The organism is Spirosoma knui (assembly GCF_054780635.1).
On record NZ_BAAGVY010000008.1, the window covers coordinates 301851 to 319590 of the forward strand.

The following is a 17740-nucleotide window of genomic DNA, read 5'->3' on the forward strand; positions in this document are numbered from 1 at the left end:
GGCTGACGGGGCTTCGTAAGGTCAAAAGCTATAGCCGGGCTTCCGTTACGCAAGATTCCTATTTTTATGCTGATTGATGATCATTCCGTCGGACATTTCGATGACGCGATTCGTACCAGCCGCGAAATCGGGGTCGTGCGTGACGGCAATTATGGTTTGCCCTTTGCTGGCCAGCTCCTGAAAGATCTCGAACACATTTTCGGTATTCGCTTTATCCAGATTACCCGTCGGTTCGTCGCCCATGATGATCGTCGGCTCATTGATGAGCGCGCGGGCAATGGCGACGCGCTGCTGCTGCCCACCCGACAGCTTGCTGGCTGGTTTGCGGGCGTATTCGGCCATACCGATTAACCGCAGCTTCTCTATCGCCCGCTCTTCCACCTCTTTCTCCGGATATTTACCGAGCTTCAGGCCCGGCAGCATTACGTTCTGCAAGGTAGTAAACTCGGGCAGCAGAAAATGAAACTGGAACACAAAGCCCAGATGTTCATTGCGAAAATGCGCCAGAAAATCCTGGCTACGTCCCCGCAGCGACGTACCGGCCATTTCGATCTCTCCTTCGTAGTCGGTATCCATCGTTGAGAGCAGATACAGCAGCGTTGATTTGCCACAGCCCGATTTGCCCACAATCGATAGAAACTCGCCTTTCTGCACCTCAAACGTAATGTCGTTCAAGACCTGAAACTTCTCCGGGTCGTAGAAGTATTTGTTGACGTGATTGGCTTTCAGAACAGCAGGCATGAGAAGTTAGAGAGTTGTACAGTTATAGAGTTAGTGAGTTGATTCCGTTGCGGGGGTTCGGTTGTCAGCTAACTGTATAACCCTGCAACCTTACAACTTATATTCACCCTCTTAAAATCGCTACCGGATCAACCTGCGAAGCTTTCTTCGAGGGGAAATACCCCGCCAGTACTGTAGTGATTACCCCGAATAGAAGCCCCATTACGTAGTACTTGGCTCTGAAGATGACCGGAAACGTTTTGATACTCAAAAAGTCGCCCGCGTCGAAGGGAGTTACCGACAGTAGGTAACTCAGCAGGAAGCCAATACCCAGCCCGATCAATCCACCCGACAGGCCGATAAACACAGCCTGCAACAGAAAAATAGCGACTACGTCTTTCCCATCAAAACCGGTCGCTTTCAGTATGGCGATGTCTTTGATTTTGTTAATGACCGTCATGTTCATGATGTTGTAGATACCGAATCCCGCCACAACCAGCAACGTAATCGACACGACATAGGTGAGCATGTTCCGAATCTTCTCCCCCGCCAGAATTGCCTGATTGGCCGTGGCCCAGTCTTCGGTATAATAGCCATACTCAGCCCGTAGCTTCCTGCTGAACGGAATCGCCTGCAAAGGGTCGATCATCTTGACGTGGATATCCGTGATGTAACTTGGGTCTTTTTGCAGGATTTCCTGCACCGTCGACAGGTTGGCGTAACTCTTCGTGTTATCGACCGTACCGACACCAAACCCGAACGTGCCTACGATCCGCAGAATGCGCGTGCCGCCCCCTGGCGTGGTCACCGTCACTTTATCGCCCGTCCGGACGTTGAGTTTACGGGCCAGCGTTGCCCCCATAATCAGGCCATCGGGATTGGTTTGCAAGGTCGTTAACGAACCCGACTTTAAACGGGATTTCAGGTCGTAAAGCCGGTTTTCACGCTCTACCTCTACCCCCGATATGGTTCCCGACAGCTGAATAGGTCCGTTATTGTAAAACACCTGCGTAGCGACCTGTGGCGACACGCCCAGTATACCCGGCTCCTTCTCGATACGTCGGGCCATGGCCAGTCCATTCTTGAGCCGGGCTAGTTCGTCCTTCGGTTTCTGGTGGTAGACGACGTTGAAATTACCCGGATTCAGTTGTTCGATTAAACTGGGCCGCTGGGTGTTCACTTCGTTATACATCCGCACGTGCGGACTGGCATCGAGCGCCGAATCTTCCAGAAACTGGTTGACGCCCTGCATAAATGAGATCATCGTGATGAACATAGCGATGCCGAACGTAACGCCGAGCATAGCCACGAGTGTCTGCCGTTTCTTGGCCAGCAGGTGCGTTTGCGCAATTTGAGTAGCAATGCGAATATTCATGATCCAAAGAGTGAATGAGCGAATGAGTGAAAGAGTGAATAGCTGACACATGTAATCAGGAGCAATTCGCTCTTTCACTCATTCACTCTTTCGCAATTAATTTAGCCCCTTCCGTAAGGCCGCCTTTTACCTCGACTAGCTCGAAATTTTCGGCTCCTTTCTGAAATTTGATCTTTTGCTGTTTTCCGTCCCGCTCAATCCAGACGCTGTCGGTGCCGACTACGTACGATTTCGGAATGGTTAACACTCGCTGGCGCTGGCTGATAATGATGTTCGCTTCAACGGTCAGGCCGTAATACGAATCGGGTTTGGACCCGACAAACTCAGCATCGACCCGAAATGACTGGTCCGTCCGGTTGAGCTTCGGATACACTTTCGTGACGCGGGCGTTGAATACCTTATCGGCGTATACATCGGTCTTGATAAGCACCGACTGCCCAATCCGAATTTTACCAAAATCGCTTTCGTCGACCGCCAGCTGCGCATACAGCCGACTGCCGCTGCCCACCAGGGCCAGTTGTTCACCGGGTCGCACGACCTCACCCGGATCTTTGTAGACTTCGTACACCTTGCCGTCGACGAAGCTGCGGATTCGGGTATTTCGGCCGGCTACTTCGGTGGTTACGAGTTGGCTGCGGTTATTTTCTACATCGAGCCGGAGCTGGTCGCGGGTTCGGGCCAACGTATTGAGCTGCGCCCGCAGGTTATTACGCGACACGGTGTAGTTCAATTCAGCCCGTTCCAGCTCGGCCCGCGACGTAGCGTTTTGCTGGTACAGCTCCCTGAATCGAGCATAGTTGACGGAGTCATTCGCCTGCCGGACACGGGCGTTACGTACCTGCACCTCCAGCTCAGCCAGTACGGGCGAGTTACCGCGCAGATTCGCCTGCGCCTGCCGAAGAACCGTTGCCGCAGCCGCCCGACGCGCATCTTCCGAAGCGCTTTCCAGCACAAACAGGAGCTGATTCTTCCGAACCGAATCGCCTTCGTTGACCAGCCGTTGTTCCAGCACACCATTAGCATCGGCTGTTACAGTGTATTCATTACGTGGATACACATTGCCGGACGCGTACACCGCTTCGGTTAACTCTTTATAGGTCGGCGAAACGCTTTCACTACCCCGGTTGCAGCTAGTGCCAATAGACACAATGAGTAGCAGTACACCATAAATTACCCTTCCTTGAGCGACTGAATTTATTCGGCCGCTGGTGAAACGGCCGCTATGAACATTAGTTTCCATTACGTATCTGTAGAATCGTCTGGTTAATAAACGCGTTCGATAAGTTGTTGAGGTAGCGATTTTGCGCGGTCAGCGTTTCGTTGAACACGTTGAGATACTGGTCATACGCAAACAGGCCCGAGCGGTACTTGATGAGTGCAATCTGAACGTTCTGCGTACTGATTTCGTAATTCTGCCGATTCAGTTCGAGCGATCGTACCGCCTGGTTATACGTATTGCGGACATCCTCATTGTCGACCTGCTGGCGATTGCGTTCGTAGGCCAGTTCCGCTTCATCCAGTTTCAGTTGCAGCCGGGCCCGTGCAATGTTACTGCTCCGTAACCCGCCCGAATAAATCGGAAGGTTGAACTGCAGGCCCGTCACCCCGATTGTGTACCAGGGTTGACTGACATTCAGAAAGTTAAACGCATTCCGCTGCGCCTGTTGGGTGTAGCGGGCGTAAGCCGAAAGCGTAGGCCAACGACTCAGCTTTTCCCGATTTAACTGCAACTTCGACAGTTCGACCTGTGCCAGGCGGAGCGTTATCTGTGGTCGTTCGTTTGCTGGGATGGCGTCAGCCGGGGCAAACCCGTCAACCGGACGTATCGTTAGGTTTTCTGTCAGCAGTAAGCTATCGGACGGTGCCAGGCCCAGTAACAGTTTTAACTGGTTCAAATTTCGGGTGTAGGCCAGTTCATTCTGATAGAGGACATCGGCCGTGGTGAGTTGCACCGAGCGGATTCGATTGTATTCCAGCGGTTCACTCTGTCCTTTGTCGAGTCGCTGCCGGGCAATCTGCGTTAAGGTATCAGCCGCCAACAGATTTCGCCGGGTGATGCCGATAGCCGCTCTGGTCAGTAACGTAGCGTGGTATACCCGTGCCGTTTGCGTCGAAATCTCGTCCTGCAACACCAGGTTCTGGTCGTCGATAAGCTGCAAGTTCTGGTTCACAATACCAATGTCTGCACGGGAGGGTCGGTTCACGATGGGGGCTGTCACCTCTCCCGTTGCGGTCAAATACCACGGTAAGCCAAACCGAAGCGACCGAAACTCGCCCGGCCGACCGCCCAGAAACTCAGCGGGCACGAGCTGAACCGGCAGCGCGTAGTTATAATCCAGGTTAGCATACACCCGCGCCTGAGGTAATACGTTGGCCCGGATAGCCGTTCGCTGTTGATCCTGTACGGTACGGTTGCGACGGGCATTCACCAGCTCAGGATTGTTACGTTTGGCCAGCGCCAATGCCTCCTGCACCGTGGGGATCACCGTCTGGGCGTTGCCGACCAGTGCGTAGCCGAGCGCCCCTAGAAGTACTAACCGATTCATAGTCACGTGGAATGGACGCTCAAATCAACAGCACCGCTTATAGTTTAACGCTATGATTGTTTATGAAGCCGCCAAAAAACCCGGTGAAGCCGACGAGGTGATAACAAAGCCGTTGATAAGCGAACCCAGGGTCGTAACCATTCGATCAGGTTGGCCGCGTCGGCACGAACAAGGCTAACAAAGACCTTATGATCTGGTTAATTGGCTAGTATCTTTCTGTGTATCTCAACTACCTATGTCAGTTATTGGCGAATTCATCAAAAAAGCGATTGATGTCTATGGCTTTGTTACGTCGGAACCAGACCCGGCCCAAGCGCAACGCGACGAATTAAAAAAACTATTGACAAAAGCCCGGCTCACCGCTTTCGGCAAGAAGCACAACTTCACGCAAATCCTCAGCAGCGATGACCTTGTCAAGGCATTCCAGGCGGAGGTACCTGTCCACGATTACGATAAACTGTACAGTGACTGGTGGCATTACCTCCTGGAAGGGCATCAGAATGTGACCTGGCCGGGTGGACAACGGTATTTTGCCCTCAGCAGCGGCACCACCAGCAACAGCAAATCCATTCCGGTAACGGATGATATGCTGGATTCCATTCGCCAGTCGGGCATCCAGCAGGTGGCGAGTCTAACGAACTTCGACCTTCCCTCCGACTTTTTCGAGAAGCAGATTATGATGCTGGGCAGTAGCGTCAGCCTGATCCAGAAAGATGACCACGAAGAAGGCGAAATCAGTGGCATCAGCGCGGCCAACATTCCGGCCTGGTTCCGAACGTATTATAAACCCGGCGTCGACATTGCATCCATCACCAACTGGGACGAGAAAGTCTACCGGATTGCGCAGGAAGCCCCGAAATGGGACATCGGTAGCCTCAGCGGTATTCCGTCCTGGATTGAGATGATGCTGAAAGAGGTGATTTCGCACAACCGCCTGGACACCATCCACGACATCTGGCCGAACTTACAGGTCTACACCTCCGGTGGGGTAGCCTTCGACCCGTACCGCAAAAGCTTCGAGAAGTTGCTGGCCCGGCCCCTGACCTACATCGATACGTACCTAACTTCGGAAGGGTATCTGGCCACGCAGAAACGACCCGACACCTCGTCGATGGCCCTGATTCTGGACAATGGTATCTTCTTCGAGTTTGTGCCGTTCACCGACGACAACATGGACGAGGAGGGGCGGGTAAAGCCGGACGCCCAGGTGCTGTCGCTGGAAGAAGCGGAAGAGAATGTGGATTATGTCCTGCTGATTTCGACGGTTTCCGGCACCTGGCGATACATGATCGGCGATACGGTGATGATCACCGATAAGCCCCGTTCCGAAATTAAAATCACCGGCCGAACGAAGCACTTTCTGAACGTAGTCGGTGAGCAGCTTTCCGTGTTTCAGATGAACCAGGCTATGGAGACAATGCAGAAACAATTTGATATCGAGATTAAGGAGTTTGTCGTGTCGGCTATTCGTAAAGATGGTGAGTACATCAACAAATGGTTTCTGGGGGCTAACCGGCTTGTCGATAATCAGGGAATTGCGGCCGCGCTTGATGAGGAACTGTGCGTCTTGAATAAGAACTACAAGGTAGCCCGCACGAAATCGCTAAAAGGCGTAGAAGCCGAGGTAATTCCGGTCGAAAGTTTCTATCGCTGGAGTGAGGACTACAAGAAGCTGGGTGGTCAGACAAAGATTCCCCGAGTGATGAAGGAAGATGATTTTCTGGCCTTTCAGGAGTATGTTCAGCGGCTTGTGTAGGGCGCTTTAAGGTCGAATTTTTGTAAATCCATTTTTGTCATCCCGACGCCAGGACCGGGCCTCCGGAGCGGGGATCTACTATAGCTGGAGGTTTTCAGCCTCATCCGAAGATCCCTCATTCTTCGGGATGACAAAAACTAGTAAGGCTAATCGCCTAATTATCAATGTTATAATACAGAAAAACTCACAAGCCCTCTTTCTGCTTGGCCAGCTTTTCCTCCTCCAGCTTCTTCACCTGGTCAACGATTTCCTCGGGTGATACGTAGAGCCGGGCTATTTTGTCTTTGTAAGCCTGTGGCAACTCGGCATGGTCGAGGATAAATCGCTTCGTGGCGATCAGGTATTGCCCCAAGCCATGACTAACCGCGAAATCGTCGGCGATACGTTCGACTTTCCGGACGTAATGGGGCGAGAAAACATAGCCAAGTCCGAAACCGACCATGCCCAGATTACTCCGGCGTTCATAATCCATGATGTGCCCCAGTTCGTGGCCAACCCATCCAATCATGATCTCGTCGGGAAGCTGGTGAATCGGAATGGCCGTATGGGTCAGTTTGAACATCGCACTGATGTTGATTCGATACGTCCGATCCGGTCGGCCAAGCAGCAGCGTTCGAAACACCGGCTGTGCCTGCATCACCGACGACGAAATTCGCTGCTTAAACAGGAAATGGATGGTTGTATCTTTTAACTCCGGATAGAACGACAGAGCCGTTAAGACATTCTTTTTGATGACGGCCGGGATGTGTTTGTTCGTCTCGAACGGGGCTAGCTCGGGCGTAATGTCCTGCGTTTGCGAATCGATTTTGGCTGGCAGCATACGGGCAATACGAATGTCCTGCTTGATTAACCCGTTCGGCTGCGGTTGGTTTAGGCCTCAATCAGCATAGGACAGCACCCTCGTTTATTTTTATGAAAAATTATTGCCGCTTAATAGGGGGATTCGACAGTTCGGTTGTCTTACAGTCGCAGGAGTACATTCAACGGAAGAAGTATGATAGATTTGCACCGGAAACGTCATTTATACCACCCCGTGCAACTATCGGATCAGGAAATACTTGCTGCTATACAACGTGGCGACGAGCGGGTTTTTGAGGCCGTATTCCGGCAGCATTACAACCCCTTGTGCCAGTATGGCCACTCGTTCCTGAAAGATTGGGACGACACTGAAGAGGTAGTTCAGGCTGTGTTTATGACCATTTGGGAGAAACGCGACGGCATGGAAATCAACGCATCGCTGAAGTCATACCTCTACCGGGCCGTGCACAACCGGTGTCTGAATCGCATCAAACATCTGGCGGTTCAGGCCGAACACCGGAATCAGGTCGAGGCCGACCTGGTGCAGACGTACGAGGCTCCGGTGCAGGTGCTAATGGCGAACGAGCTGTCCGACCGGTTGCAGGAGGCCATTCAGCGGTTACCCGAGCAGTGTCGGCTTATTTTTATGATGAGCCGCTTCGATGAGTTGAAGTACCAGGAAATAGCCGACCGGCTGGGGCTGTCCATCAAGACGGTGGAAAACCAGATCGGAAAGGCCCTGCGTATCCTGCGAACTGACCTGGCCGAGTACCTGCCAGCCTTGATTCTGTTAGGGGTGCGCTTATATGAATAGTTTTACGATTAGTTAGGGGGCAGAACATGGCGGACGATTACCCACAGCCAATAGATGATCGCTTACTCGGCAAATACCTGGCCGGAGAGACCGACGAATCCGAGTCGGAACGGGTACGCCTGTGGCTTAGCCAGCGTGATGCGTCTGCCGAAGAAACCAACCAGCGCGAATTTGAACGCTTCGAGCGGATCTGGGAAACGGCCGCTCAACTAAAGCGACCCAATCAGCAGCAGGCGGCTCCGGTTGACACAGATGCCGCCTGGCAAAAGATGCGCAGCCGGATGCAGGCGGGTTCGGCTATCCCTACCGCCCCTACTCCACCCGCCAGTTTTGAAGCACCGGCTCCGGCCGTTCGGGAACCGGTCATCAAGCCGCTTCACCCAACTCAGCAGACCGGCAACCGGTGGTTTCCGCGCTACTGGCAGGTGGCAGCCTCCGTCTTACTGGTATCAGTTTTGGGCTGGCTGATGGTGCGAAATCTCCGGAACGAACCCGGACCGCAACTGTCGGTAGCCTCCGCCAACCAAACGCTGGTCAAGGCCCTGCCCGACGGATCTAAAGTCTGGCTGAAAAAAGGAAGTCGACTCAACTACCCGCAAACCTTTGCCGACGACAGCCGCGACGTAACGTTAACCGGCGAAGCCTTCTTCGAGGTGGTGCCTAACCCAACAAAGCCGTTCCGTATCCGGGCGGCTCAAACCACGGTGCAGGTGCTCGGTACGTCGTTCAGCGTCCGGGCCTACGAAAACGACGTGCGCGTAGCCGTCCGGACGGGTAAAGTCTTGTTTACGGCTAAGAAAAAACAGGTAACGCTGGTTAAAAACGAGCTGGCGACCTTCGATAGCAAAGCCGACACCATCCGGAAAACGCTCCGCGCTGAACCCAACCTGTTCGCCTACCGAACCGGCCAATTGGTGTTCACCAAAACGCGGCTGGCCGAAATCGTCAGAACGGTCAATGACGTATATCAAGCCGACGTGCGACTAGCAAACGAGCGGCTGACCAACTGCCTGTTAACCGTTCGCTTCGACAACAACGAACGGCTGGATACAGTACTCAACGTAATCGCCGAATCGCTGGGGCTTCAGGTACGCCGGGATGGTGAGCAGGTGCTACTCGACGGGGAAGGCTGCCCGGAATAATTTTACGCTTTTGATAGGGGGAGCCATTCACTGAGCTGTCTTATCGGCAAAAGCACCCACGATTATGCGTTTTCATCGATACTTTCTTCTCTTTTTTAGCTGGCTGAGTTTTCCCCTTATCGGCTCGGCCAAACCCACGCCCCCACTCGAGCGTACCATCAGCATCAACATCAGCAACGAACGGCTGGACAAAGCGTTGACCGCTATCAGCCGCGAAGGTCAGTTTAACTTTTCGTATAGTCCTACGGTCATCAGCGAAGGCAGCCTTGTTTCGTTACGTCTTTCGAACAACACTGTGCGGGAAGCCCTCAACCAACTCTTCAGAGGGGCCGTTACGTATAAATCCCGCGGCAATCACATCATCCTGGTACGGGCCGAGCTACCCGCAGTTGACGAACGGCCTAAGAACTTTTACCTCGACGGGTACATTCTGGACGAAGTAACGGGCCGCAAAATTGGCCAGGCCAGTATCTACGAGAAAACAACATTAGCTTCTACCATCAGCAACCCCTTTGGCTATTATCGCATCAAGTTGCCCACCGAGCTGGCGTCACTTCGGCTGGAGGTTCGTAAAGAAAACTACATCGGAGAAACCGTACGGGTATCGTCGCGGCAGTCGCACACGCTGAACATTCGCCTGGAACCCTCTCCCCTCAGCAAGAACCTTCAACCGCTCACGATCCGTCAGTCCGTCGATACTACGCGCCGGATTGCCATTGCGGTTCAGCAGCCCATCCAGCCGGTGCTGATTGCCTCAGCCGACACGACCTATACGCCGAAGATTTCGGCCTGGGAACGGGGTAAACAGAAATTGACCGACTGGTTTATGTCGACTAAGTCAGAAATCCACGAAGCGAACTTGGTTGGCGATACGTTGTACCGCGATGTTCAGGTAAGTGTTCTGCCCTTTGTGGGCACGAATGGCATGCTGAGTGCCCGCGTCACCAACCGCATGTCTTTCAACGTATTAGGTGGCTATTCGCTGGGAAATACCGGACTTGAAGTCGGCGGGTTTCTGAACGGCGTTCGCGGTGACGTGCGGGGTATTCAGGTCGCTGGCTTTGGCAACGTAGTAGGCGAGCAAGTCGACGGTGTGCAGGCTGCCGGTTTCGCCAATGCCGTCCGCTGGAACATGCAGGGCGTACAGGTGGCCGGATTTGCCAACGCCATCGGCGGGGATTTACACGGAATACAAGCGGCCGGATTTGCCAACGTAACGCTGGGGCGTCTGAACGATGCCGTACAGGTGGCCGGATTCGCCAACGTAGTCGAGCAGGATGCCGAAGGCGTTCAGGTGGCGGGTTTTGCCAACATCAACGCGCACCGCACCGATGGCGTACAACTGGCGGGCTTCTTTAACCTGTCGAGCGAACGGCTGAAAGGCGCGCAGGTGGCCGGATTTGGTAACGTAGCGGGCGACGAAGCGGTTGGGGCCCAGGTAGCCGGTTTTTTCAACGTAACGGGCAAAGACCTGGAAGGCTCGCAGATCAGCGGTTTCTTCAACACGGCCCATCGGGTAACTAAAGGCACTCAGATCGGCTTAATCAACATTTCTTCCTATTCGCAGCACCCACCCATTGGGTTGTTTAGCTGGGTCCAGCAAAATGGCTACCGCCGTCTGGAAGTATCGACCGACGAGGTGAATCTGGTGAACCTGACGTTCAAGACCGGTCACCGGGCCTTTTACAACATCTTCACCGCCGGATCGCGCTTAGAGAACGACCAACGCCCATCGTGGAGCTTCGGGTACGGCCTGGGCACAGCCGCCAACCTGGGACGTAGCTGGATGCTGAATTTCGACGTAGTGGGCAACTATCACCTACCCGCCGACTGGCGCTACTTCGACGAAGGTAGCCAGTTGTACCGCCTAAACATTGGCCTGGAGAAAAAACTGTCACGCGGTCTGGCGATAGTCGTGGGCCCCACGGTCAACTGGTTCTTTAGCCAGAACGAAGTGTCGAAACCCGTTACGTCCGTTCAGGTGCCGATGTTCAGAGAAGGCTTCGACCGCTGGAACAACTACAACGCGGGCTGGATCGGCTTCCACGCGGGGCTTCGTATCTGTAGCCGCAATTAAGCAGGGGAAATAGCTCCATTTATCACCATTCTATTGGAGTAGGTACATGCCGACGCAACATCGGTCGTAATTGCGAAAGGCTATAAAAACAACTCTTAAGCGTATACCCCTGCGTGTACCGTCTCACTGTCCGGCGCAGTGGTTTAACATCACCCCTTGCGGTGAAGCGATAAAATTGACCTTTGTCATCAACGAAGTAGTTGGCCCCCCTTCAATGTCTTACCACCGTATAATCAATTCGGTCTGAATCAACGCTACTCTTTTAGCCATTTTTTTGCGTAGTAGCGAACCCGTTTGTACACTTGTTAGCCGTTGAACAAACTCGCGTTTTGCAGCCGCAAAAGCATATGTACACTTAATAGGATTACCCTGATTATCAGTAAATTAATATTAAGTGAGTTGGCGTACATATATATGTTGGGTGGATAGAATAGCCAATAACGTAGTGGTGAGGTCGCGTGCGACAGGTTGATCGTCCCGTGACAAAGCGGTTTAGGCTCGCTAGGCGGCTCCTGTGGACACGAGAAACGCCCCGGTTGAACTGCTTTTGGGCTCGTTGTTCAGCTTTGGTCGACACGAGAAACGCAGGAGTTATTCAAGAATTATAAACGATTTACATGAGTGTTTTCAAATCATATAAGATTGACGGGGCAAACCTCCAGTTAGAAGAATACATGTACTGGGGGCTACAACCCAATCAGCCTGATGCTGTTCAGGTTTGGAACCTGATAAATATTGATAAGACAAGTCTTGAAATAGATAAACTTGAACAGCTAATTGCCTACCAAGAGGATGCAGACTATAAGCAAGTATCGGTAGGGAGCAGAGTCAAATTATCAATATCAACCTATTTTGATAGCGGATCTTATACTTTCACTTGTGATATGATCGAGACTTATAAACGGCCCTATAACGTAGAAGAATTGAATTCATTTTTGATGCGTCATATGGAGTCTTATCAGCAGCAAGAAGAAGCATTTAGTAAGCAAAATCAACTTCTGGATGAATTAAAAAAGTTTGTTGAGTTTTCTATTGATCGTAAGGCACGTATTATTAACGAGACTCCTGATAATTCCAGCCGATCAAGATTGAAAGCAGAACATCAGCTCGAAATTCTGAATGAATTGCAGACTAAAATGAACAGTAGCAAATTTAAGTAAGGGCGGTCTCGTGTGACAGGATGCTCGCCCCCGAGGGGGAGTTTGCAGCCCAACCAAACAAGGGTGTAAAGGTTGACGCTGTGGTTGTTCAGGCACGTAGCGCCCTCATCCATCAGCCCTTGTGGTCGATTCCTATGATTCAAACAAGGTGCGCTAACTAAAAATTATGCAATTGCCGATAGAATGGGTTGATAGGGCTGCTGTCGTTCAATAACGGCTACCATTCGATGTACCAGTTTGTTCCGGATCGCATTCAAAACACTCATTTTGTTCTTGCCCTCAGCTACTTTTCGGTCATAGTAAGTTCGCAGTTCACCCTCGCTTTTGATGGCACCTAACGAAGCTAGATGAAGCAGACATTTCAGCTTCAGATTTGCCATCCGATTGACCTTCGTCCGACCACGTACTGACGTACCTGATTCGTAGCTGAAAGGAGCAACACCCGAGTAACTCGCCAGCTTTTTTGGGTTATCAAACCGAGTAAAATTGCCCGTGAAAACCAACATGAAAACGGCCGTTTGCTTGCCTACGCCCGGTATGCTGGTCAGTAGATCGAAGTTGGTCTGTAGCTTGGGAGACGCCTTGATTTCTTGCTGAATTTGTCCGTCAATGGCCTTGATTTTCTTGCCCAGAACAGCCACTACCTCATCACTGCTTTCGTGGTGTAATTTGAGTTCAGCCGTCAGGCCCATTGCTTTATAATCGGTGGCTAAGTCAGTCAGTTCCTTAGCCATGTCCAGGAGTCGGTCGCGTTGCTGAGCCAGTTGACGCACCCGATGAAGCACCGCGTCTGACAACGTAAATAATTGGCAGTCAGCTTGGTTTCTGATCGAATACTTCGCAATGGCGCGGGCATCCGCTTTATCTGTTTTGCCTCGTTTGATGCCCAAGCTGTGCTTGATTCGTACCGCTGAGTCTAGCCATAAATCGGCTGACTTAGGATAAAAGAAGCTTACTATCGGCTGACAGTAGATACCCGTATGCTCCATGCAGAATAGGGCTGCGCTCAGAGTAAAGTCCGGCAGTTTTTCCAAGCGTTTGAGCAAGGCTTCCATACCGGTCTTCGTGTTGGGAATGCTCGTCTCTAAGACCAACTTTTCCTGCTGGTTGAGAGCGCAGATGGCAATAGTAGATTTTCCTAAATCTACACCGACGAAGTAGTGGTAATTTTTCATTTCTGTTTAGTTTTACAATGACCAAAAAAGAGTAGGCAACGCATCTCCAACATAACCGTTATAATAGGCCGCGAACCTAAATTCCTATATGTTGCCGGGTGTTGCGCTTCAAGGGCCACAGGGGTCTGCATCGCACCAATGGGTCTGACTCCCGGTTGGGTGGATAGATCATTCCCTGTGTCCTTGAAAGATCTGTTTTTCTAATGGGTGGGCCAAAATCTGATTCCTGGTTTTGTCTCACGGGACAAACCTAACGGTTGGGTGGAATGCTCAAGCCGCTTGCTGACACGGCCGCCCAACATGTTATTGTACGTTTGACAACTTAGTAAGTCAGTTTCTCGGCGACAAAGCGAACGCCCCGATTAGGTAGATTTTGACTTACAATTTCGGCTTCTGGCTGACAAGCCAAACGCTTGAGCGAGGCAAGTTTGAGGCTTACGGTTTTAGATTATGGGCGATAGAGCATACTAATAAGTAAATTAAGTTCCAGCGACACAAGTAACATCTATGAGCCACCTAGTTATAACGCAAGTTGGATGCAGTTTAACTCCAGCCGATCTGGAATCAGCCGAAGAAAAGTTAGGTCTAACGCTCCCAAACTCGTATAAAGAGTTTTTGCTTAGGGCAAATGGAGGCATTCCAGACCATAAGTATTATACATGGCAGGATACATGGGGAGAGACTACAGGAAACCGCATAGACAGTTTCTATTCAGTTGATGAGATGGTTAAAGGAAATTTATATAATCGTGATTATATACCGGAGATGCACGCTGCTAACTTGGTGATGATAGCAGACACTTGGGCTGCCTTAGTGGTTTGTATTGGTGTCGGTACAGAGAATTTCGGCAAAGTGTTTGAGTTTGAGCACGAACCACAATTAATCTCGGAGAATCTCGACGACTTTATCAGCGGGTTACGGGAGTACATTTAGGCTTAAAAGTGGCTTCTCGGCGACAGGCAGCTCGCCTGTGGTGGCGTGCGACAGCCCAACGAAGCCAAGTGTGTAAAGGTATCAGGTACGTCCGTTATGGTTATCTTGCTTGCTCACCATCAACACTTGGGGCGTTGGGTGAACCGGCCATGCAAGTGAGTGTTTCGCGTCTCAGTCGACAATAACGAACTAACCAATGGCATCTGACCAAAATTTTGTGGACTTTGTTTTAGACCAAATCAAAAATGCAGGCGTAATAACCGCTAAAAAGATGTTTGGTGAATACGGTATTTATTCTGACGAAAAATTATTTGGACTGATATGTGACAATAAATTATTCGTCAAGCCAACCAATTCAGGCCGAGAATTTATAGGAAATGTTTTAGAAGCATCACCCTATGAAGGAGCAAAACCAAGTTTTTTAATAGAGGACAAAATTGAAGATAGCGAATGGTTAAGTGAATTAGTGAGAATATCAGTGAAAGAATTGCCCTTACCTAAACCGAAAAAGAAAAAATGAAATCTGACCAGCGTGAGCAAGTTCGTTTACGTTGCAGTCCGGATGTCGGTCGACAGGCTGCATTCGGAGACAGGCCAACCTTTTTGGACAGGGGCAGGTCGCGTGTGACAGCCTGTTCAGTGAGTGGTTGCTGGAGTTGCTGACGAACACCTCGTCTCGTAACAGAGCGGTTTGGACTCGCTGTCCAGATTCCGGTTGATACAAGAAACGCCCCGAAAAGTAAACCTGGAACGTATTGTCAACGTAGCGTTCGACAGGACAAACGTCCCCGTTGGGTAGGCTGATAAAAAAGGAGTTCGCCACGTAGCAACAGGCTTCGTACTTTGATCTTCAGCGGTTAAGTGCGTTGTTGTCCGCTCCGTTCGGGATTACTTTTGCGTGGCAACCAGTATATCCTACAGGGCGTTTGTAGGTCAACCATCACCGTAGGCTGATTAACACCCCCGAAGAATTGTGAGTGTTGCATATTGCTTGTCTGTGCGTTAAAACTTACAGCACATCTCCAACGAAATGTGCATGTGCGCTACATGCTCGTCAATTCCTGCTGGACGGAAGGTCTAGTAGATAGTGCCATCTGCTTTACAATTTGACAACGATCTTACCTTTTGTTTTTCCCGTCTCAATTTGCGAATGAGCTTTTGCCAACTGCTCAAAAGAATAGAGTTTTGACACGTGCGATTTTAAAACTCCCTGCTCCAGCCATTGAGCAAGCACATTCATATCATCGCCGTTTGATCGTACGGATAGTCTGTGTCCGTACACATTCTTCGCCTTCATTTTTTCAATGAATACCTCATCAAAAAAAGCGAGTAGACTTATCAGCCGACCCCCATTTTTCAAAGCCTTCAACGACCGCTCGATGTGAGCACCATCCATTGTTACAGAATCTACTACCACATCTGCATCAGTAACAATGTGTTCAAACTTCTGGGTTTTGTAATCAATAAATTCATCCACACCCAGTTGTAAGAGAAAATCTTTATTAGCGGCCGATGCTGTACCAATAACATAAGCACCCAGATGTTTAGCTATTTGCACGGCATAATGCCCCACACCGCCAGCAGCAGCATGAATCAGCACCTTATCATCTGTTTTTACGTGAGCATACTTAACTAGTGATTGGTAAGCCGTAAGCGCGGCCATACTAGCCGCTGCCGATTCCTGGTGAGAAATGTTTTTGGGCTTAAAAGCGAGTTGGCTGGTAGGGGCCGCTACATATTCGGCATATCCCTTTCCGTGACCCGGAAATTTAATGCCGCCAAACACCTCATCGCCGACATTAAATCTTGTTACGTGGCTACCTACCGCCACGACAACACCTGAAATATCCCATCCCAGTATCACCGGCTGTTCACCCTCTTCTAATTTAAGCATGAATTTCAAAAACTCAGTATTATTACGAACTACGGCGTCTATAGGGTTGATACTGATGGCCTTCGTTTGTATCAGTACTTCGTCGTCATGAATAGTAGGTCGAGCTAACTCGGTTACGATGAGATTTTCTACACCGCCGGCTTCTTTTAAAATAATGGCTTTCATTTTTCATTAAGTTTGTTGGGGCAAAGTAGGCATGTACAATACCCGAAATCAAGTACATACTATTTTGTATCTTAGTCTCCAAAAAGAATCTATTGCTGATTATCAATTAATTAAATTCGTCTAAAATGGAAGTGAATTTTGAAGGAATTTTTGGAGCTGTTTGCCCGGTTGATTACGCTTTTCGGCGTATCGGTGGAAAATATAAGGGTAGAATACTCTGGTATATTTATAAAAGCAATGATGTGATGCGCTACGGTGAGTTGAAAAGAACGCTTAATGGCATTACCACTAAAATGCTCACGCAAACGCTTCGTGAACTCGAAGAAGATAATCTTATAAACAGAAAGGTATACCATGAAGTCCCTCCCAAAGTGGAGTACAGCTTGACTCCAACAGGCAGGCAACTAATTCCTTTCATTACACATTTAAGCGAATGGGCTCTGGAACAAATGCGAAAGGAGAAAATCGCGAAATAAGCCAGACATGAATACGTAGCATGGGACTACCAGAGTATGTGCCTATATTCTAGAATCCAACTTATGGGTAGTCTGATAATGAATGAGTTACATGGTGTGCGTACATCTAAACTGAATGAGCAAAGGAAGCGGCTTCGTATGCTGGTTCAAGTGTATATCAACCCTCGCAGGGGTCGGACCAACCGCCAATGCAATTGCTTCTGTTTACGGTTCGGAGCCGTATTGTGATTGCCCTGGTATTTGTCTCGGCAAAATCAGATTTTTGTTACGTTGTACTAGACGTACTTGGGACACTTAAAACCACCATCATGAAAATTAAACTTATATTAGTCATCGTAGCCCTTGGCTTTTGTTTTTCAGCATTTGCCCAATAAAACAACACGTCTAAGTCCGAAAAGCAGACATTGCTGAAAAAGGTTTGATCAAAGTGTCCGTTTTTTTAGCCGTACGCAGAAGGTAAAACCTTCGATATGGATTACTACGAGAAACGTCACATGCCCTTTGGGGCCGGTATGCTAGGGTCTAATCTGGTACGCTATACCATAGAAAAAGGGGTCTCGAATGGAATGCCCAACTCGCCATTGCCCTTTATGGCAATTGGCAGTTTTTATGTTATAGGCCTGTGAATTAACTTGTAATGAAGCCTATCTCTTTTTTGTGGAAGAAGGCTTGCACCAATTTTGGATTTTTCTCCAAACGTTTTATTTCT

Annotated in this window: 16 protein-coding genes; 9 read left to right on the forward strand and 7 right to left on the reverse strand. The window is 50.1% G+C overall.

Features of this window, described 5'->3' with window-relative positions; translation table 11 throughout:
• Nucleotides 1-45: 45 nt before the first annotated feature.
• From ACYVIY_RS17985 to ACYVIY_RS18000, 4 genes are all read right to left on the reverse strand, one after another.
• The gene (locus tag ACYVIY_RS17985; protein ID WP_460977768.1) at nucleotides 46-741 is read right to left on the reverse strand and encodes an ABC transporter ATP-binding protein; all 696 of its coding nucleotides are present in this window, start codon (nucleotides 739-741) and stop codon (nucleotides 46-48) included.
• Nucleotides 742-844: 103 nt separating this feature from the next.
• On the reverse strand, nucleotides 845-2095 hold the full coding sequence (locus ACYVIY_RS17990) for an ABC transporter permease (protein ID WP_460977769.1): 1251 nt from the start codon (nucleotides 2093-2095) through the stop codon (nucleotides 845-847).
• A gap of 82 nt (nucleotides 2096-2177) precedes the next feature.
• Nucleotides 2178-3335: an efflux RND transporter periplasmic adaptor subunit gene (locus tag ACYVIY_RS17995; RefSeq protein ID WP_460977770.1), complete on the reverse strand. Its 1158-nt coding sequence runs from the start codon at nucleotides 3333-3335 to the stop codon at nucleotides 2178-2180.
• Entirely contained in the window at nucleotides 3325-4641 is a 1317-nt protein-coding gene (locus tag ACYVIY_RS18000; RefSeq protein ID WP_460977771.1) for a TolC family protein, read from the reverse strand. Before ACYVIY_RS18000 ends, ACYVIY_RS17995 begins: the two co-directional genes overlap by 11 nt.
• 52 nt (nucleotides 4642-4693) lie before the next feature.
• Between ACYVIY_RS18000 and ACYVIY_RS18005 the strand changes: the two genes are divergently transcribed.
• On the forward strand, nucleotides 4694-4819 hold the full coding sequence (locus ACYVIY_RS18005; protein ID WP_460977772.1) for a hypothetical protein: 126 nt from the start codon (nucleotides 4694-4696) through the stop codon (nucleotides 4817-4819).
• Between the two features lie 57 nt (nucleotides 4820-4876).
• Nucleotides 4877-6397: a GH3 family acyl-acid amido synthetase gene (locus ACYVIY_RS18010; RefSeq protein WP_460977773.1), complete on the forward strand. Its 1521-nt coding sequence runs from the start codon at nucleotides 4877-4879 to the stop codon at nucleotides 6395-6397.
• Between the two features lie 184 nt (nucleotides 6398-6581).
• Here the strand turns inward: ACYVIY_RS18010 and ACYVIY_RS18015 are convergent, their stop codons facing one another.
• Nucleotides 6582-7217 carry a hypothetical protein gene (locus ACYVIY_RS18015; protein ID WP_460977774.1) on the reverse strand — a complete coding sequence of 212 codons (636 nt, stop codon included), beginning with the start codon at nucleotides 7215-7217 and terminating at the stop codon, nucleotides 6582-6584.
• A 213-nt stretch (nucleotides 7218-7430) separates the two neighbouring features.
• Here ACYVIY_RS18015 and ACYVIY_RS18020 point away from each other — a divergent pair, with 213 nt between their 5' ends.
• From ACYVIY_RS18020 to ACYVIY_RS18035, 4 genes are all read left to right on the forward strand, one after another.
• Nucleotides 7431-8009, forward strand: coding sequence for an RNA polymerase sigma-70 factor (locus tag ACYVIY_RS18020; RefSeq protein ID WP_460977775.1), 579 nt, complete (start codon nucleotides 7431-7433; stop codon nucleotides 8007-8009).
• Between the two features lie 26 nt (nucleotides 8010-8035).
• On the forward strand, nucleotides 8036-9151 hold the full coding sequence (locus ACYVIY_RS18025; protein WP_460977776.1) for a FecR family protein: 1116 nt from the start codon (nucleotides 8036-8038) through the stop codon (nucleotides 9149-9151).
• A gap of 64 nt (nucleotides 9152-9215) precedes the next feature.
• The gene (locus ACYVIY_RS18030) at nucleotides 9216-11228 is read left to right on the forward strand and encodes an STN and carboxypeptidase regulatory-like domain-containing protein (protein WP_460977777.1); all 2013 of its coding nucleotides are present in this window, start codon (nucleotides 9216-9218) and stop codon (nucleotides 11226-11228) included.
• Nucleotides 11229-11845: 617 nt separating this feature from the next.
• Nucleotides 11846-12388, forward strand: a complete 543-nt coding sequence (locus tag ACYVIY_RS18035) for a hypothetical protein (protein ID WP_460977778.1) — start codon at nucleotides 11846-11848, stop codon at nucleotides 12386-12388.
• Nucleotides 12389-12552: 164 nt separating this feature from the next.
• Here ACYVIY_RS18035 and ACYVIY_RS18040 read toward each other — a convergent pair whose 3' ends face one another.
• Entirely contained in the window at nucleotides 12553-13563 is a 1011-nt protein-coding gene (locus ACYVIY_RS18040) for an IS110 family RNA-guided transposase (RefSeq protein WP_460977779.1), read from the reverse strand.
• A 507-nt stretch (nucleotides 13564-14070) separates the two neighbouring features.
• Between ACYVIY_RS18040 and ACYVIY_RS18045 the strand changes: the two genes are divergently transcribed.
• Both ACYVIY_RS18045 and ACYVIY_RS18050 read left to right on the forward strand, forming a co-directional pair.
• On the forward strand, nucleotides 14071-14496 hold the full coding sequence (locus tag ACYVIY_RS18045; RefSeq protein ID WP_460977780.1) for an SMI1/KNR4 family protein: 426 nt from the start codon (nucleotides 14071-14073) through the stop codon (nucleotides 14494-14496).
• Between the two features lie 196 nt (nucleotides 14497-14692).
• Nucleotides 14693-15016, forward strand: coding sequence for a TfoX/Sxy family protein (locus ACYVIY_RS18050; protein ID WP_460977781.1), 324 nt, complete (start codon nucleotides 14693-14695; stop codon nucleotides 15014-15016).
• 579 nt (nucleotides 15017-15595) lie between these two features.
• Here ACYVIY_RS18050 and ACYVIY_RS18055 read toward each other — a convergent pair.
• Complete coding sequence (locus tag ACYVIY_RS18055; protein WP_460977782.1) at nucleotides 15596-16555, reverse strand: NADP-dependent oxidoreductase; 960 nt, start codon at nucleotides 16553-16555, stop codon at nucleotides 15596-15598.
• Between the two features lie 125 nt (nucleotides 16556-16680).
• Here ACYVIY_RS18055 and ACYVIY_RS18060 point away from each other — a divergent pair, with 125 nt between their 5' ends.
• On the forward strand, nucleotides 16681-17031 hold the full coding sequence (locus tag ACYVIY_RS18060; protein WP_460977783.1) for a winged helix-turn-helix transcriptional regulator: 351 nt from the start codon (nucleotides 16681-16683) through the stop codon (nucleotides 17029-17031).
• The last annotated feature ends 709 nt before the right edge of the window (nucleotides 17032-17740 follow it).

Bases quoted from the DNA above. Each gene is read 5' to 3' on its own strand.
- ACYVIY_RS17990 (WP_460977769.1), bottom strand. From the start codon at position 2,095: ATGAATATTCGCATTGCTACTCAAATTGCGCAAACGCACCTGCTGGCC.
- ACYVIY_RS17995 (WP_460977770.1), bottom strand. From the start codon at position 3,335: ATGGAAACTAATGTTCATAGCGGCCGTTTCACCAGCGGCCGAATAAAT.
- ACYVIY_RS18040 (WP_460977779.1), bottom strand. From the start codon at position 13,563: ATGAAAAATTACCACTACTTCGTCGGTGTAGATTTAGGAAAATCTACT.
- ACYVIY_RS18030 (WP_460977777.1), top strand. From the start codon at position 9,216: ATGCGTTTTCATCGATACTTTCTTCTCTTTTTTAGCTGGCTGAGTTTT.
- ACYVIY_RS18060 (WP_460977783.1), top strand. From the start codon at position 16,681: ATGGAAGTGAATTTTGAAGGAATTTTTGGAGCTGTTTGCCCGGTTGAT.
- ACYVIY_RS18050 (WP_460977781.1), top strand. From the start codon at position 14,693: ATGGCATCTGACCAAAATTTTGTGGACTTTGTTTTAGACCAAATCAAA.
- ACYVIY_RS18015 (WP_460977774.1), bottom strand. From the start codon at position 7,217: ATGCTGCCAGCCAAAATCGATTCGCAAACGCAGGACATTACGCCCGAG.
- ACYVIY_RS18005 (WP_460977772.1), top strand. From the start codon at position 4,694: ATGATTGTTTATGAAGCCGCCAAAAAACCCGGTGAAGCCGACGAGGTG.
- ACYVIY_RS18045 (WP_460977780.1), top strand. From the start codon at position 14,071: ATGAGCCACCTAGTTATAACGCAAGTTGGATGCAGTTTAACTCCAGCC.
- ACYVIY_RS18000 (WP_460977771.1), bottom strand. From the start codon at position 4,641: ATGAATCGGTTAGTACTTCTAGGGGCGCTCGGCTACGCACTGGTCGGC.
- ACYVIY_RS18010 (WP_460977773.1), top strand. From the start codon at position 4,877: ATGTCAGTTATTGGCGAATTCATCAAAAAAGCGATTGATGTCTATGGC.
- ACYVIY_RS18055 (WP_460977782.1), bottom strand. From the start codon at position 16,555: ATGAAAGCCATTATTTTAAAAGAAGCCGGCGGTGTAGAAAATCTCATC.
- ACYVIY_RS18035 (WP_460977778.1), top strand. From the start codon at position 11,846: ATGAGTGTTTTCAAATCATATAAGATTGACGGGGCAAACCTCCAGTTA.
- ACYVIY_RS18025 (WP_460977776.1), top strand. From the start codon at position 8,036: ATGGCGGACGATTACCCACAGCCAATAGATGATCGCTTACTCGGCAAA.
- ACYVIY_RS17985 (WP_460977768.1), bottom strand. From the start codon at position 741: ATGCCTGCTGTTCTGAAAGCCAATCACGTCAACAAATACTTCTACGAC.